Raw genomic sequence first — 16,182 nt, 5'->3', positions numbered from 1 at the left:
TCATCATAATAATTAAACGCTCATACCTGTTATTTTTCGGGTTGCACGGGATGGTATCGTGGACTATTTACCTTTATTTATTGAGCTTAAAGCCCGATCTGTATTGCTGGTGGGAGGCGGAGAAATTGCTTCTCGCAAAGCAGACTTATTACTTCGTACTGGCGCAGTGCTGACTATTGTTGCCCCTGAGCTGCATGTCGAATTACAACAACGTCATCAGAAAGGCGAATTTACGTGGTTACCGGGAACGTTTAAGACAGAATATCTTGCTGGCGCATTTCTGGTGGTTGCGGCGACCGATGATCCTCTCCTTAACCAACAGATTTTTTCCGAAGCCGATAAGCGCACTATCTTAACCAATGTTGTGGATAACCAATCCCTTTGTTCGGCAATTTTTCCATCAATTATTGATCGCTCACCGATGATGGTAGCGATTTCATCAGCCGGAACATCCCCGGTCTTAACAAGATTACTGCGAGAAAAACTGGAGTCCTTGTTGCCATTTAGTCTTGGCAAAATGGCAACGATTGCAGGACGTTGGCGTGGGCGCGTCAAACAGCGTTTTACCGCCATACATCAACGGCGTTATTTTTGGGAAAAGGCGTTTAATGGACGTTTTGCCACACTGGTTGCCAATGGCCAATTACGACAGGCAGAGCAACAGCTTGAACAACAGTTAGCTCAAGCTGATCCGCAACCCCAAGGTGAACTGGCGTTGGTCGGTGCCGGGCCGGGCGATCCAGGGCTATTAACCTTAAAGGGATTGCAGGTGATCCAGCAAGCAGACGTTGTTCTTTATGACCATTTAGTGAGTGCCGAAATTCTGGAGTTGGTGCGACGTGACGCAGATAAAATCTGTGTTGGGAAAAGAGCGGGCAGCCACTCAGTGGCACAGGAAGAGATCCATGCACTTATCATCAAATTAGCCAATCAGGGCAAAAAAGTGGTTCGTCTGAAAGGTGGCGATCCCTTTATTTTTGGTCGTGGCGGTGAAGAATTACAAGTTGCGGCCGCAGCGGGCATTCCTTTTCAGGTCGTACCTGGTATTACTGCCGCAGTGGGGGCTTCAGCCTACGCCGGTATCCCATTGACCCACAGAGAACATGCGCAAAGTGTCACGTTCATGACAGGACACTGCCGTGAAAATGGCAGTGAATTGGATTGGCTCGCATTAGCGCGGGGTAACCAAACATTGGCCATTTATATGGGGATTATGACGGCTGCGTTGATCAGCCAGAAGCTGATTGCACATGGTAGAGATGCCAATACTCCGGTTGCTGTGATTGGTTGTGGTACGCGTTCGGAACAGCAAGTATTGACCGGAACGTTATCCGAATTGGAACGATTGGCTCAAGACGCGCCATTACCTGCCTTACTGGTCGTCGGCGAGGTGGTTAAACTTCATCATCAGATCGCATGGTTTGGACAGCAATGTATTGATCAAGAAAAGTCTGTTGATCAACACCCCTTAATGGAACCAGGAAATATTGCGGATTAAGTCAATCGCTCTGCAGTGATTGATTGAGTATAAGGAATGAGTAATGGACGAAAAAAGACTGACACATTTGCAACAACTGGAAGCGGAAAGCATTCATATCATACGGGAAGTTGCGGCCGAGTTTGCCAACCCGGTGATGCTCTATTCGATTGGTAAAGATTCTTCTGTGATGCTGCATCTGGCTCGTAAAGCATTCTATCCGGGAAAACTGCCTTTCCCTTTATTGCATGTGGATACTGGCTGGAAATTTCAGGATATGTATCACTTCCGTGATCGTACTGCGGAAAAATATGGCTTTGAATTACTGGTTTATCGTAATCCACAGGGAGAGTCATTGGGAATCAATCCCTTTATTCATGGTAGCGCCAAACATACAGATATCATGAAAACAGAAGGGTTAAAGCAAGCACTGGATAAATATGGCTTTGATGCTGCATTTGGTGGGGCACGGCGTGATGAAGAAAAATCACGGGCTAAGGAGCGCATTTACTCATTCCGCGATCGTTCCCATCGTTGGGACCCCAAGAATCAGCGCCCTGAACTGTGGCGTAACTACAATGGCCAGATTAACAAAGGGGAAAGTATCCGCGTTTTCCCATTATCCAACTGGACCGAGCTGGATATTTGGCAATACATCTATCTGGAGCAGATTGATATCGTTCCCCTCTATTTTGCTAAACCCCGCCCGGTTATTCAGCGTGATGGGACATTGATTATGGTTGATGACGATCGAATTGATCTGCAAGCCGGGGAAGTGATTAGCCAGCGAAAAGTGCGTTTCAGAACACTGGGTTGCTGGCCATTGACCGGGGCGATGGAATCAGAAGCAGAAACATTGCCGGAAATCATAGAAGAAATGTTGATATCAACCACGAGTGAACGGCAAGGGCGACTGATTGATAGTGATCAGTCAGGTTCGATGGAACTGAAAAAGCGTCAGGGTTATTTTTAAGGAGTCCAGTTATGCCAGCACTTGCACATAATGAAATCATTGCGAGCCAGATTAAGCAACAGGGTGGGGTTGAAGCTTATCTCCGAACACAACAAGAAAAAGGGTTACTTCGTTTTTTAACTTGCGGCAGTGTGGATGATGGTAAAAGTACGCTGATTGGCCGCTTGTTGCATGACACGCGCCAGATTTATGAAGATCAACTGGCAACTTTACAAAGCGATAGCAAACGGATAGGGACTCAGGGGGAAAAACTCGATCTGGCTTTATTAGTTGACGGGTTGGCGGCTGAACGGGAACAAGGGATCACGATTGACGTGGCATACCGCTATTTCTCCACAGAAAAACGTAAATTCATCATTGCAGACACACCGGGACATGAACAATATACCCGTAATATGGCGACAGGCGCCTCAACCAGTGATCTCTCCATTTTGTTGATCGATGCCCGAAAAGGGGTTCAGGAGCAAACGCGTCGTCACAGTTTTATCAGCACCTTGTTGGGGATTCGCCATTTGGTCGTGGCCGTCAATAAAATGGATTTAGTGGCGTATCAACAAAAGACATTTGAACAGATTAAACAAGATTATTTGAATTTCGCGACACAATTACCGACTGATCTCAATCTCTATTTCGTGCCCATTTCGGCATTGGAAGGGGATAACATTGTTGACCATCGTGAAAACATGGCGTGGTATACGGGAGAAACGCTACTGGAGATCCTGGAAACTGTGGATGTTCAAACAGAGGCGACAGAGCAATCTCTGCGTTTTCCCGTACAGTATGTCAATCGTCCCGATCTTGATTTTCGTGGATACAGCGGCACATTGTCAGCGGGGATATTACGGCAGGGCCAGCAAATTAAAGTCATGCCGTCAGGTGTGGTTTCTACGGTAGCAAGGATCGTGACTTTTAACGGTGATCTCGCCTTCGCCGTCCCCGGAGAAGCAATCACCCTTGTCTTAAAAGATGAGATAGATATCAGCCGTGGTGATTTATTGGTCGCGGTTGAAGATCAGATGAACGTGGCGCGTCATGCTTTGGTTGATGTTGTCTGGATGTCAGAGCAGCCGCTGGTGCAAGGACAAAGCCTGGATATCAAAGTTGCAGGTAAGAAAAGTCGAGGTAAAGTCGATAATATTCAATATCAATTAGATATCAATAAATTGACGCAAAAGGATGCGGCTGAATTGCCTCTTAATGCAATCGGGCTGGTGGCATTTTCATTTGATGAACCATTATTGCTCGACAGTTATGCACAAAACGCGGATACCGGCGGCCTCATCCTGATTGATCGCCTGACAAATGTGACAGTCGGTGCGGGATTAATCCGTGAAATCCAACCCGAAGCTGATGAAGTGCCTAAAGAATACAGTGAGTTTGAGCTGGCATTGAACCAATTAGTGCGTCGCCATTTCCCTCACTGGGAAGCGCGTGATTTACTGGGAGGAAAATAAGTGGTTCAGAATATCATCTGGCACTCACATGTTTTAGAGAGAGCACAGCGAGAACATGCCAATGGGCATCCTGCCCTGGTGATTTGGTTTACCGGACTATCTGGTTCAGGGAAATCGACCCTGGCGGGGGCATTGGAGCAGGCATTATTTTCTCAGGGAATCAAAACGTATTTACTGGATGGCGATAATATTCGTCATGGTTTGTGCCGTGATTTGGGCTTTTCTGAAAGGGATCGGCAGGAGAATATCCGGCGGATCGGTGAAGTCTCAAAATTGATGGTGGATGCGGGGTTGGTCGTATTGACCGCTTTTATTTCCCCCCATCGGGCAGAACGGCAAAAAGTACGTGAATTAATGGAAAAAGCTCAATTTATTGAAGTCTATGTTGATACTCCCCTGGAAATATGTGAATCCCGTGATCCCAAAGGATTGTATAAAAAGGCACGAGCGGGAGAATTACCCGATTTCACCGGAATTGATGCAGCTTATGAAGCGCCTGACCGGCCAGACGTGCATTTGGATGGCGCACAATCCATAGGCGCTTCTATTGAAAAAATCCTTTTTGTCCTGAAAAACCGCGGTTTCCTGTTAGCTTAGCAACAACATCAAAAAAACACTCTATGTCATTAACCCGAATTTCGTTTAAACCGTCACTGAAAATTTTCAGTGACGGTTTCTTCCATTTAAGGTGGTCAGCAATCACACACCCTAAAATGGTCAACAGACATCCTGTTATACTTCGGTGGTGAGAGTGCCCTATTTGAGAAATTTATTAGTTCGATTTCTTATCCAAAAATCGGGTTAAAAGTAGCTATTATATAATGAACAAAGGGCATTTGGGTCGTCGGCTGGAATACGGGTACCACTTGCTAGTATATCTTGTTCCCTGGAAGGAAATCTTAGTGCCATTTCAGTGACTAGCCAATCTTTAAACGCTACGCTATGCGTATATTCGGAGTACCCCCAGATTAGTTGTATTGTTAACATCATATTCTCATTAAAGTGCGTTCCATTTGCTACGTAAAAATCAATCATTGAACGCGCTGAATTAATATAGGAAGTATGCGTTACAGCACAAACGTCAGTAATATATTGCGCATATAACTTTAGGTAAATATCACTTGTTATATTCACATGAGTGCTTTGACCAGGAAAAGACCTGAGTGCCACAGTGTTATCTATTCTCCATAGATTACTTCCTGGGGAGGTTTCCCAAAACCCTAATTTTAAAATATTTCCGAACACTGTACTATAACTCTGGGGTTGAACCCTATTACTAAGCGTCTCCAAATTAACCTCAATATTATTTATCTGGCTATTACCTATGGTTTCCACAACATCACTACCCAGTAAGTTTTTAATCTCTCTGAAAGCGCGTACATACGTTGTTTCTCTGACAGCCTGAGCACCTGCCATAGCGGTAGTGTGAAGACCACTTCCTCCCGCGGCAGCGGCACCCCTTCCGCTCAGCCCCTGCGCAAAACTGCTTACCAACCGTTTATCTACTTGTCGCATTCCCCGAGCCAGTCCGCCAAGTAGCGCGCTCCCCAGGCTCACAGCGCCCAGCCCTAAAGACACCCAGCCCAGTACTGCCGATGCCTGCGGATTGCTCTCTTCAGTTGCTGCACTGGCAATACCCGTTGCATCTCCCAGAAAACCCACGCCGGCTAAAATCGCCGCCCCGATACTCAGAGACGCCCCGCCAGTCGGGATAGCCGCCGCCACCCCCACGATCAGACCAATCGTACCAAACACAATTCCAAGAATACTCCCCAGACTCATATGCCCGCTCGGGTCGCTCAGGTTGATCGGGTCGCCCAGACAGTAGACATACGGGTTCAGACCACCAGCACCGAACGGGCTTAAACTGTCCGGCGTTGTAAATCGCATCAGCACCGGGTTATACGTGCGGTAGCCATTCCCCAAATGATAGCCACCTCCCACCGGGTCTAACCGTTCACCAGTATAAGCGGGTAGATCCGGGTTACACGCTTCTGCCGCCTGCTGCCCATAGGGTGTGAAGCAATAACGGGTCAGTGTGTCTGTATTTTGTTGACTCATCAACACACTGCCCTGCCTGTCCGTACCCAGCAAATACGCACCACGTCCGGTCAATGTCGCCGCTGGTACTCCGTTTGCGTGCACCAGCCGGGTTTCTGCCCCGCTTTCGCGCAGCACTTCCGCCACCCGGACACTGCCCTGATAGTACAGTTCACGGGTTTGTTCGCTGCCCAATTGTTGTAGCACCAGCTGGCCAGCCGCATCATACCCATAACGGCTGGCGTTATCTTTAAGCGTCACTGAAGCCAGCCGGCTCAGAGCATCGTAGGTGAGTTCACGCCCCGCCTCATCCCGGATCAATCGGCCAGCCTTATCATAGGTCAGTGTGATAATAGCCGGATATTCCGGGTGCGTGTGAGTAATCTGCTGCAACTGGCAGGGATCTGATGGACTGTAACTGAATGTAGCCATATCACGGCTACCGTCCGACAACGTCGTAACGCAGGTCAGGATATTCCCCAGCCGGTCATAGGTAAATTGCTGGCAGGTCAGAGACATCCCATACGCATCCTGCGGACACTCTGCCCCCGCACACTGATATTCCGTTAGCCAGCGACGGGCAATATCATAGGTATAGCTTTCCTGACGTAACAACCCAACCTGCTGGGAATGGGTGATCCTGCTCGCCAGCTGACCGGTGATCGTATAGGTCTGCTCTTGTGTCAGAACTTCCGTGCCGGTTTCAATCCGGCGACCTATTTCCCGACCAAAGTCATCCCATGTCAGGGTTGTGATCAGCTGTTGCTCAGTTTCTTTGTCGTGTACTGTCCAGCTGTACACTCGACTAGCGGCATCATAGCGGTATGTCACGCTAATCGCCTCGTCTGTCGTTTCAATCGGACGCCCCAGCGTGTCAAAACGCATCTGGTGGGTTTTTCCTGTCACATCCCGGTACGCCGTCAATTTCCCTGCCGGCGAATAAATGTACTCGGTGTTCCGGGCAGCACCGGCACCGGGATCATCAAAACGTACGGTTTCCTGTTGTAACTGCCCGGCAGGCGTATACTTGAATACCCGGGACGTCTGCTGTTCCGCTACCGCCCCGGCCACCACGCCGGTTTTGGTATCATAGGTAAAGTGTTGTTTGATGCCCTGCGCCGTCATTTGGAGCAGAGCGTTGCCGAGCAGGGGTTCATACTGATGGTGTACGGTCTGCCCGAGCGGGTCGGTGACCGTCTCAGGCGCAGGAAGACTTTCCTGATAGGTGGCGAGGTAGGTGCGGCCACTAACTGTGGTCGATATCATCCGGTGTAGGCTGTCAAACTCACGTTTACCTAGCACATTCCCATCTGCTTCAATCTGCGTAAGCAGGTTGTCGGTGCTGAATGGCGCATAGCATTTCCGGACTACCGTACCATCACTGTACTGGATAGTTGATATCCGGTTAAACACGTCATAGGTGTATTCGGTCTTCTGTTCCAGTTCATCCACCGTAGCCCGCAACCGTCCCAAACCGTCGTAATGATACCGTTGCTGACTTGCCTGTTTGCCCTGACTGTCGTACAGGGTCACCGTCAGTGGCCGATGCCGCAGATCGAACACCGTTTCCGTGTGGCCGAAAAGCAGGCCATCCGCTTCCGTCGTACTGCGGATTGTCTGGGTCACTGGATCGTAATCCTTCAGTACTCGTTTGCCTGTCCCATCCGTTATCCGGCAGAGCTCCCCCCAGTTGTCATAGGTGACCTGCTGACGGATAGAAATCGGCTCAACCTGTTCCGGGTCTGTGCCCACAGGCAGCCAATCATAGGCGTTCTGGACAACTACCCGCCCCCAGCTGTCATACTCAGTGTCAAACACCCGAAACCAGCCTTGCGCTTCCTGCCCCTTCGCCAGTATTTCCTGATGACAGGGCCGTCCCTGTCCGTCAAATCGGATCCGGGCCTGATTGCCCCAGACATCCTGCTGGGCAGTGGTGACCGCCCAGGGCTGTTCTTCAATGGTGTAGGCATACTGTGTTTCCCGGGCATAACGGGTGTGGGCATTATTCACCTGTTTCAGTAAACGTCCGATATCATCGTAGTCATAATGGATCGTGCAACCCAGCGGATCCTGTTCATGCAACACTTTACCACTGAAACACGATTTAACCTGTGTTCCGACTGCGGTGAGTCCGTCATACCCACGCCACTGTATAGTACGCTGTAGTTTCCCTTCTTTTAGGATATAGCTGAAGGTCTTCTGACTTGTCCAGTGTGGGACGGTTGCCGCTGAACCGGCCTCCGGTATGCTGTACACGGTCTCTTCAATGGACGCCACCCGCCCATGATGGGGAGACGCCTCCTTATCCATATACCGGGTCTGACTCGCGTGCAGCAGCTGACCGTCACTGTACACCCCCTGCCAGGCACAAACGACCGCATAATCGGTCAAACTGCCAGGGCGCGTGGATAATGGATCATAGTGGTAGATCACCTGATAAACAGGCACATCGTTATAGCCCTCTGCCGATGGCGGAGTGATCGTTTTGGATTTTACGTAACGAACAAACCCGTGTGGATCAGCCGGACATTTACCCGCTTCCCCCTCTGCCGGATAATAATCCCACGCCGTTCGAGTACCGTCCGACGCGATCTGGACGGTGGGATTGCCTGTCGAATCAAACTCGGTTTGGGTTTCTTCCTCTCGCTGACCGCTGTCGCTGATAAAGCGAACCGTGGCGGATTCCGGCAACTGGAACTGCTTCGGCTGTTCATCAAATGTCTGCCCTATTCGGGCATAATATTTCGTCTCATGCTGCCGCTGGCAGCTGTTTTGTTGCACATTTTCTGAAATCAGCAGATGGTAGTTATTGTAAAGTCGGGTAATGCTACGCTGCTCATGGCCATTGTCCCAATATTCAGTTGAGCCGTAGTGATAGTCTGTCAGGACACCATAGAGATAATCTTCATCCTCATTCCAGCTCTCTTTACTCCCATAACCCAGAAAATTAGATTCGGTATATTCATAGTGTCTGATGATTTCAGGATTTTGTTTTGAATGTTGTATGTACCGGGTGACATACGGCAAAGGCGGCAAATCTGCCTCTTCGGGAAACTGATGACCGTCAAAATCGTAATCCACAAATTCAGTGTTGCCTGTCGGAGATAAAACTCGGGTTAAAAAACCGCTGTCTGAGTCATATTCCAGCTTCCAGATTAACGTTTGGTTACTCGTCTCATTGTTAATCTGAGTGACTTTATCATTCTCAAAAAGTAACCGGATACCATAAGATTCCGATGATTCAGGCCAGACCGTAATATAGGTATAGGCGGCCGTTTTTTCATGGATTTTTAACAGTATCTGCCCTTCGTCCGATACAGCAGTAAGACGGGGTATACTCTCCGTATCATAAACCCAGTCCAGTTTTAGGGTATATCCCAACGGGTTGACTATTTGAGTAGGCACTTTGAGATCATAGAGATGCCGGGAACCGTTGAGGATCTCCACCAGACCGGATTTATGAGTCACTCGGTAGACATTCTGCTCGACGTCCTTTTCAAAGCGAACCACATCCTGTTTATATTGTTTTAAAGTGACCTTTTCATCCGTTTCAAACACTTTATACTGCTCACCCGTTGAGAGCATTAAAAGTCGGTTTTTGGCATCATATTGAGTGAGTCCCAGGGAAAAACCGATGCCAAATCCCCTATCCACCCCGTTGAGGGGACTATAAGTAAGTGCGAAAATTTGCTCTGGACCAAGACGGTTATTGCCGATAAGGTGAGCCACCGGCATCACGTAATTAAATAGTCCGGTACGCGGATCGACACTACCCGCCGCCGTGCTCTGAAAATTAGCCGCCTGAGAGAAAAAATTATTATTCATCTTCATCACCTTTTTTAAGGGCAGAATGTTATGGTAGTCATAAATCGCTATTTAAATGACAATTAATATCATGAATAAATAAGGTTAATAGCCAGATAAAACATTAAATAATATTTAGGTTTAAAAATAATAATTGAAATATAATCCTATTTTTAATATTTCCGTTTATATCCTCTATCTCTAGGGTATGAAATAGAAATTATACCATTCAGCCCTCTTGTAGATGAAATGAATCTGCATTATCCATGATAACTTTTAGAAAAACAGACTCATTACCATAGATATCACGGAATTTGAATTTTGGGATTTGATCTGGTTTATCAACCCAAAAATTAACTGCTGGACTTTCGAAATAAAGCCGACTAAAACTCACAACATCAGTGCGTGGTGTTGTGAGTATTTCCTCTTGTGGGGTTGCTTCCCTTGTTACACTGCTACTATGAGACATGGGCTCCAGTGTTAAGCTTCGATAAGCTGCTCCAGCCGTTCTTTTAGCGCTATATGTCCCCCAAATAAACCAAAGGTAAAAATTGTCACCTTTTGTATGATGGGTAAATCTTCGGTAATTATATTGAAGAGGATCATCATCGTTTATGGTGTTTTGAATATCAACATCATGCACTGCAAATCCATTACCTTCTTTAGGGATGAGATAATAATTATTTTGAGTCCAATTCGGGTATTTATATGTAACCGACGAGTGTGTTCCAAAAATATCATACATAACAACGGTCTCTTTAACTTCATATGTGCCATAAGCGACTTGATTTTCAATTTGTAACATCAGACTATCAGCATGATAAATGATTGGTCGATGGCTTGTAACGACAATATGTGATCCCTTATGATGAGAATCATCTGATAAAAATGTTTTTCCATCCAATGTTACTCTTGCTATTATCTCGATGGTTTCAATTTTTTTTGTTTTCAGCCAATAAATTTTTAATTGGGGTTCATTGTCATCATTGGCGGTGTCTCTTCCATATGATACATTTGCTTCTCTTGTTGTACCACTGCGTGGAAACTGGTGAAAGTAATCGTTTGGCTCAGAACTGTATTCCCACTCACCCGATAATTTTTCGCGGGTTATTTTATTAACTAATTCAATACTATCTAATTGTTCAGGAGATAGTTGTACAATATCCTCATTATTATCAGTCGCAGCTCGTATATTAATAATGATACCAACTTGCATATTTCCATTGGCAAACAGCTCGCCATTCATGCTGCCATCAGATAATACGAGATTAAAGGTTGGTAGTCCCTTGATTTCTTTTGAAAAACTCTTATTTTGCTGTGTATTCATTATAATTCCCCTTTGAAAAGCAAGAATGAAAAAAACGAATTATCCTTTTAATGTAACCTTGTTCTTTCCATTAGGATATAACCAGGGATCTATTAGATACAATCCTATTAACAATAGAAATTTCTATCGTTAATGATATTCTCCCACCAATACGATTTTAAAGAATAATATAGCGACATTCCATTGTTCACATTAGGTATATATAAATACTAGACCCAACCTTGAAATACTTCAAGAATAAATCATAAAAACAAATATTACATTAATTAAATTACTTGATACTCCAGATAGAAGTTAAAATAAAAATAGTAACAAATTATTATTTAATGATATATTTTTTCATAATATTATTTAATGATATATTTTTTCATAATATTATTTAATGATGAAAATTCATTATTAACCCGGCGGCAAAATACATCATTTATGCAGCATAACCAATATACTTTGATTTGAAGTCACTTTGTACCCGCTTTGATCTGCCAGCACGGTTTTGCCACGCCGTTTCATGAAACCGTTTTTGTGTTGTACGCCAATGCCGTCGAGCAAAGGGAGGGTGGATTGACTTTCATGAGATTGCCTCCGCCGTCAAAAGCAGGTTGAGGGGAAAACCCTTTTGTTCGGTTGCCGGGGGGATTTTGGTGCCAACTATTTTGGTGCTAAATATGTTGACAATTACCGACCGCGTGAGTGACCCAGCCCTATTGCTGACCATCTTTACTGTAGATGGTCAGCAACTAAGAATAAAAAAATCATCTGAGAAATAATGTTCTTCATCCCCACAATAAATTGTATTTATATTCACCAAGTAACAACTAAGCTTTCTCATTAAGAATTATTTTATGCTTTAAAATTTAATATATAGATTCTTAGATTAAAAATTCAACTATACAATCCAATTAACAATGAATAGTAGAGATTATATATCATAAAAACGTCCATCTCCAGCACAGGCTCCAGCTATAAACGCCAGACCTGCTGCCAAAAAATATGCCATTTTCCAAGAGTCATGATAGAACCCAACATACAATCCGCCTATGGCTGAACCTGCCCAAAAATTATTTGTAGTATTAAAAAGGGTATCAGGCTCAACGTCAGAATATATCACCCCCCAATATAATCCCGCGAGTCCAAGAATGATCCCCGATCCCACGCCTTTAAACCTCTTAGAATAAATATTAGGTTCTTCTTCTACCCTCACAGTGACAGCTGTCTGAAAAAGATTTTTGTGAATGATATACGCACCGGCATCTAGTTTTATTGCAATTTTATTTACGCTAAAAAGCTCACTAGATTGTTTTTTAAGTTCATCAGGAGATAATTTATCTTGCATTGAAAGGTTGAAACTGCGTGTTATTGAATCTTTGGTTTCATCTGTGAATGCAGAATAAATTTCAGTGTTTATTTTAGACATAACGGCCACCTTATTTAAAAGTTAATGTGATGGATATTTCATGCATCAATCCATCAATTGAAAAATATTTATTATTTTTTATGTATAGATATCTCCATTTAATATATAGGATAAATCCATACGCACTTAACGGTGATAATTGCCTGAGATGTAAATATGAGTCAATTTTTCATAACAATCAATTTTTCTCATCTCATTATAAACATTATCTAACAATGAATAAATTATCCATCCTTCAATATGTTTATCATTGTTATTTGGATTTTATTCTGAAAAATCACTCCACTTGCTTTAATTTAAAAAGCATTAATGAATATACAGAAAACTTGACGCAATAATTGAAAATTATGTTAAAATTTAACAGATTAAATGAATTGCAATCCATTAATATTAACGTTATAGCGACTTATTTCACTCTCCATATATACAAGGTCATATTTTACTGTTTACCGTGCAAAATAGTCTTTTCTTTATACTTTAAAATATTAGTACACATTGGAGTAATTTCAACAATAAATTATAAAATTTACATGGAAGTTGAAAAACAAATTAATAATCATTTTATTGTTTTTCATCATTTAATTGAAATTAAAAATAATTTTAAAAAATTAACATAATATCGCCATGAGATACTTCACCAAAGCGCAAGACAGCGGATCTGGACAGCAGCCAGAAACGATGTACCTTTTTTAGTATAACGAGTCGCGATGCCACGCCAGCGTTTAAGGCGAAGAAAAGCATTTTCAACTCTCATTTCATCCAATGTATTCCTTATTTTGCTGTGTATACCATGAAATCAGCTTATTAAGTTTATGGTTAAACACGTTTTACCGGGAATTCAGGTGCGGTTTTGTCAATGAATCACCTTATAAGTGATCTGATAACGGGTTTTTTGAGAGTCAGTGGCATCATTCTTTTAGTTGTGGGATGATTAACGGGTTTTTAGGGGGGGATATGGGCAAATTAACGCTACTATTATTGGTGATACTGGGGTGGTTGCAGTATACGCTGTGGCTCGGCAAAAATGGCATTTACGATTATATGAGGGTTCAGGCCGACGTTGAAAAACAAGCGGTAAATACGCTTAAAATTAAGGCTCGTAACGAGCAGCTCACTGCTGAAGTCAAAGATCTTAAAAATCTTCAAGGTAATATGGAAGCCATTGAAGAACGCGCGCGTAATGAATTGGGTATGATTAAGCCGGATGAAACCTTTTATCGTATCGTACCAGACGCCTCGAAACATCACTCGAAATAGCGTTTGAGATTCAGTTTTTTTAAATTAAAACAGTAAGTAATAATTAATGGCAATGAATAATCCACGACCTCATTCCTCTGCTGATGTTTTTCTTTCCGACAAAACCCTTGTTGAAGATCCTGACACAACTGACATCGTCGCCTTGATTCCTGCCGCAGGTATTGGTAGTCGAATGAAATCCGATTGCCCAAAGCAGTATCTTGAAATTGCCCAAAAAACGATTCTTGAACATACTGTGGCAGCACTGTTTGAGCACCCTCGTATACAACGTATTATCATTGTGCTTAATCCGGTTGATACCCAATTTGCCCGATTGCCTATCGCTTCTGATCCAAGAGTGACAACCGTTATGGGGGGGGAAGAGCGAGCTGATTCCGTCCTGGCCGGATTGAATTACCTGGCAAGCTGGCCTACAAGTAAAACAACGTGGGTTTTGGTGCATGATGCTGCCCGCCCCTGCTTGCAGAGAACGGATCTCGATAATCTGCTACAACTTGTCGATCACGCTAGCGCCTCGCCTGACGTCTGCGGTGGTCTTTTGGCTTCTCCGGTAAGGGATACGATGAAACGCATGGTATCGTCATCGGTGAAAAAAATATCAGCATCAATAATGCTTCCCCATACCTTGATCGATCATACCGTTGATCGTAACGGGCTTTGGCATGCGCTGACCCCACAATTATTTCCTTTGCTACTATTACGTGATTGCTTGATCAAAGCACTTGCAGAACAAGCCTGTATCACTGATGAATCTTCCGCACTGGAATATTGTGGTTATCGTCCTGTCTTGATCCAGGGACGGGCCGACAATATAAAAGTGACTCAACCTGAAGATTTGGCACTGGCTGAATTTTACCTATCCCGAAAATCTAAGGAATCTATTGAATGAGAATTGGACACGGTTTTGATGTGCATAAATTTGGTGGAGAAGGGCCATTAGTGATTGGGGGGGTTCGTATTCCTTATGAACAAGGATTAATTGCCCATTCTGACGGCGATGTCGCGTTGCACGCTGCCACAGATGCGCTACTGGGTGCTGCCGCCTTAGGTGATATTGGTAAATTATTTCCTGATACCGATCCTGCTTTTAAAGGCGCGGATAGCCGTGAACTATTGAAAGAAGCCTATCGTCGTATTCGGGCAAAAGGCTACCGAATCGGTAATTTGGATATCACTATTATTGCACAGGCGCCAAAGATGCTACCGCACATTCCACAGATGCGGGTTAATCTGGCCGAGGATCTTGAGTGCCATATGGATGACATTAATGTTAAAGCGACAACCACCGAAAAATTAGGCTTTGTTGGTCGTAAAGAAGGGATTGCCTGCGAAGCTGTCGCTTTGTTGGTAAAAGAATAAACAGGTTAAAAAAGAATAAAGATGACATTGAGTGAATTACATTGGCTGTTTGGTAAACCGGAAGCAACGGGGATTGTCAAAGCCACGCCAGAAGATTTTATTGTTCGCGAAGATTTGGGGTTTTCCCCTGAGGGAGAAGGTGAACACTTAATGGTACATATCCGTAAAACGGGCTGTAATACCCAATTTGTCGCGGATCACCTTGCCCGTTTTGCCAAAATCCCGGCGCGCGCTGTCAGTTATGCGGGATTAAAAGACCGCAATGCGGTTACGGAACAGTGGTTTTGCCTGCATTTACCGGGAAAACAGACGCCGGATTTAGCAGCATTTCAACTGGAAGGTTGTGAAGTGTTGGCCGTGACTCGCCAAAAACGTAAGCTACGGATTGGGGCATTGAAAGGGAATGATTTCACGTTAGTATTAAGAGAAATCTCTGATCGACAATGGGTGGAAAAACGCTTGCAGCAAATCGCCCACGCTGGTGTACCCAATTACTTTGGTGAACAGCGTTTTGGGCGGGATGGTCAAAATTTGGTTCAGGCTCAGCGTTGGGCGGCCAATGAAATCCATGTTAAAGAGCGTAACCGTCGTAGTTTTTACCTTTCAGCCTGCCGTAGTGCCATGTTTAATGCTATCACCAGTACACGCATCGCCCAGCATGAACATCAACAGGTAAAAAAGGGAGATGCATTACAATTAACAGGGCGCGGTAGCTGGTTTGTGGCGGATGAGGCTGAATTATCTGCCTTACAGCAGCGAGTCATGGCAGGTGAGTTACAGATAACGGCGCCTTTACCGGGTGACAATGCATTGGGAACGCAACATCAGGCGTTGGATTTTGAACAACAATGCTTATTGGATTATGAACCGCTTTGGGCATTGGTCAAACGTGAACGGGTGGAAAGCAGTCGCCGGGCAATGTTAGTGAAACCGCTTAACCTGCGTTGGGACTGGCGTGATGATCAAACCGTTATTCTCCATTTTTCTCTGCCATCAGGGAGTTTTGCAACCAGTGTTGTCAGGGAACTGCTCAGTCAGGATCACAGTAATACTGTGGATATGACGGAATAATGGCAT

The 16,182-nt window shown here is 44.7% G+C and carries 11 protein-coding genes and 3 pseudogenes; 8 read left to right on the top strand and 6 right to left on the bottom strand.

The features are described 5' to 3' along the window. Positions 1-58: 58 nt before the first annotated feature. Genes cysG through cysC form a run of 4 tightly spaced genes read left to right on the top strand, consistent with a single transcriptional unit; the run spans position 59 to position 4,501 of the window. The gene (gene cysG, locus XPG1_RS12490) at positions 59-1,498 is read left to right on the top strand and encodes a siroheme synthase CysG (protein WP_045959347.1); all 1,440 of its coding nucleotides are present in this window, start codon (positions 59-61) and stop codon (positions 1,496-1,498) included. A 43-nt stretch (positions 1,499-1,541) separates the two neighbouring features. Further along, positions 1,542-2,450, top strand: coding sequence for a sulfate adenylyltransferase subunit CysD (gene cysD, locus XPG1_RS12485; RefSeq protein ID WP_045959346.1), 909 nt, complete (start codon positions 1,542-1,544; stop codon positions 2,448-2,450). 11 nt (positions 2,451-2,461) lie between these two features. Further along, positions 2,462-3,904, top strand: a complete 1,443-nt coding sequence (gene cysN, locus XPG1_RS12480) for a sulfate adenylyltransferase subunit CysN (protein ID WP_045959345.1) — start codon at positions 2,462-2,464, stop codon at positions 3,902-3,904. Further along, the gene (cysC, locus tag XPG1_RS12475; protein WP_045959344.1) at positions 3,905-4,501 is read left to right on the top strand and encodes an adenylyl-sulfate kinase; all 597 of its coding nucleotides are present in this window, start codon (positions 3,905-3,907) and stop codon (positions 4,499-4,501) included. It abuts the gene before it with no gap. A 58-nt stretch (positions 4,502-4,559) separates the two neighbouring features. Here the strand turns inward: cysC and XPG1_RS18650 are convergent. The 6 genes and pseudogenes from XPG1_RS18650 to XPG1_RS18540 all read right to left on the bottom strand — a co-directional run. After that, positions 4,560-4,673, bottom strand: a pseudogene (locus tag XPG1_RS18650) (IS982 family transposase); the annotation flags it as partial. Positions 4,674-4,705: 32 nt separating this feature from the next. Then, complete coding sequence (locus XPG1_RS12470) at positions 4,706-9,769, bottom strand: RHS repeat domain-containing protein (RefSeq protein ID WP_045959343.1); 5,064 nt, start codon at positions 9,767-9,769, stop codon at positions 4,706-4,708. Positions 9,770-9,977: 208 nt separating this feature from the next. Then, positions 9,978-11,075, bottom strand: coding sequence for a hypothetical protein (locus XPG1_RS12465; protein ID WP_045959342.1), 1,098 nt, complete (start codon positions 11,073-11,075; stop codon positions 9,978-9,980). 471 nt (positions 11,076-11,546) lie between these two features. Beyond that, positions 11,547-11,721, bottom strand: a pseudogene (locus XPG1_RS19020) (IS5/IS1182 family transposase); the annotation flags it as partial. 273 nt (positions 11,722-11,994) lie between these two features. Continuing rightward, entirely contained in the window at positions 11,995-12,489 is a 495-nt protein-coding gene (locus XPG1_RS12460; RefSeq protein WP_045959341.1) for a VapA/VapB family virulence-associated protein, read from the bottom strand. Positions 12,490-13,123: 634 nt separating this feature from the next. Further along, a pseudogene (locus tag XPG1_RS18540) lies at positions 13,124-13,237 on the bottom strand (IS5/IS1182 family transposase); the annotation flags it as partial. Between the two features lie 206 nt (positions 13,238-13,443). On the opposite strand from XPG1_RS18540, the gene ftsB reads away from it, so the two are divergent. From ftsB to truD, 4 genes are read left to right on the top strand one after another with little or no spacing between them, the layout of a single operon-like run. Then, complete coding sequence (gene ftsB / locus XPG1_RS12455) at positions 13,444-13,746, top strand: cell division protein FtsB (protein ID WP_045959340.1); 303 nt, start codon at positions 13,444-13,446, stop codon at positions 13,744-13,746. 52 nt (positions 13,747-13,798) lie between these two features. Continuing rightward, positions 13,799-14,635 carry a 2-C-methyl-D-erythritol 4-phosphate cytidylyltransferase gene (gene ispD / locus XPG1_RS12450; RefSeq protein ID WP_045959339.1) on the top strand — a complete coding sequence of 279 codons (837 nt, stop codon included), beginning with the start codon at positions 13,799-13,801 and terminating at the stop codon, positions 14,633-14,635. Continuing rightward, positions 14,632-15,105: a 2-C-methyl-D-erythritol 2,4-cyclodiphosphate synthase gene (gene ispF / locus XPG1_RS12445; protein WP_010845610.1), complete on the top strand. Its 474-nt coding sequence runs from the start codon at positions 14,632-14,634 to the stop codon at positions 15,103-15,105. The genes ispD and ispF overlap by 4 nt, the downstream gene beginning before the upstream one ends. Before the next feature lie 21 nt (positions 15,106-15,126). Then, a complete protein-coding gene (truD, locus tag XPG1_RS12440) occupies positions 15,127-16,176 on the top strand; it encodes a tRNA pseudouridine(13) synthase TruD (protein ID WP_045959338.1) in 1,050 nt (349 codons plus the stop codon). The last annotated feature ends 6 nt before the right edge of the window (positions 16,177-16,182 follow it).

The organism is Xenorhabdus poinarii G6 (genome assembly GCF_000968175.1).
Lineage (GTDB): Bacteria > Pseudomonadota > Gammaproteobacteria > Enterobacterales > Enterobacteriaceae > Xenorhabdus > Xenorhabdus poinarii.
Note: the sequence above shows the minus strand (reverse complement) of the source record. Positions and strands in the feature narration are given on the sequence as shown.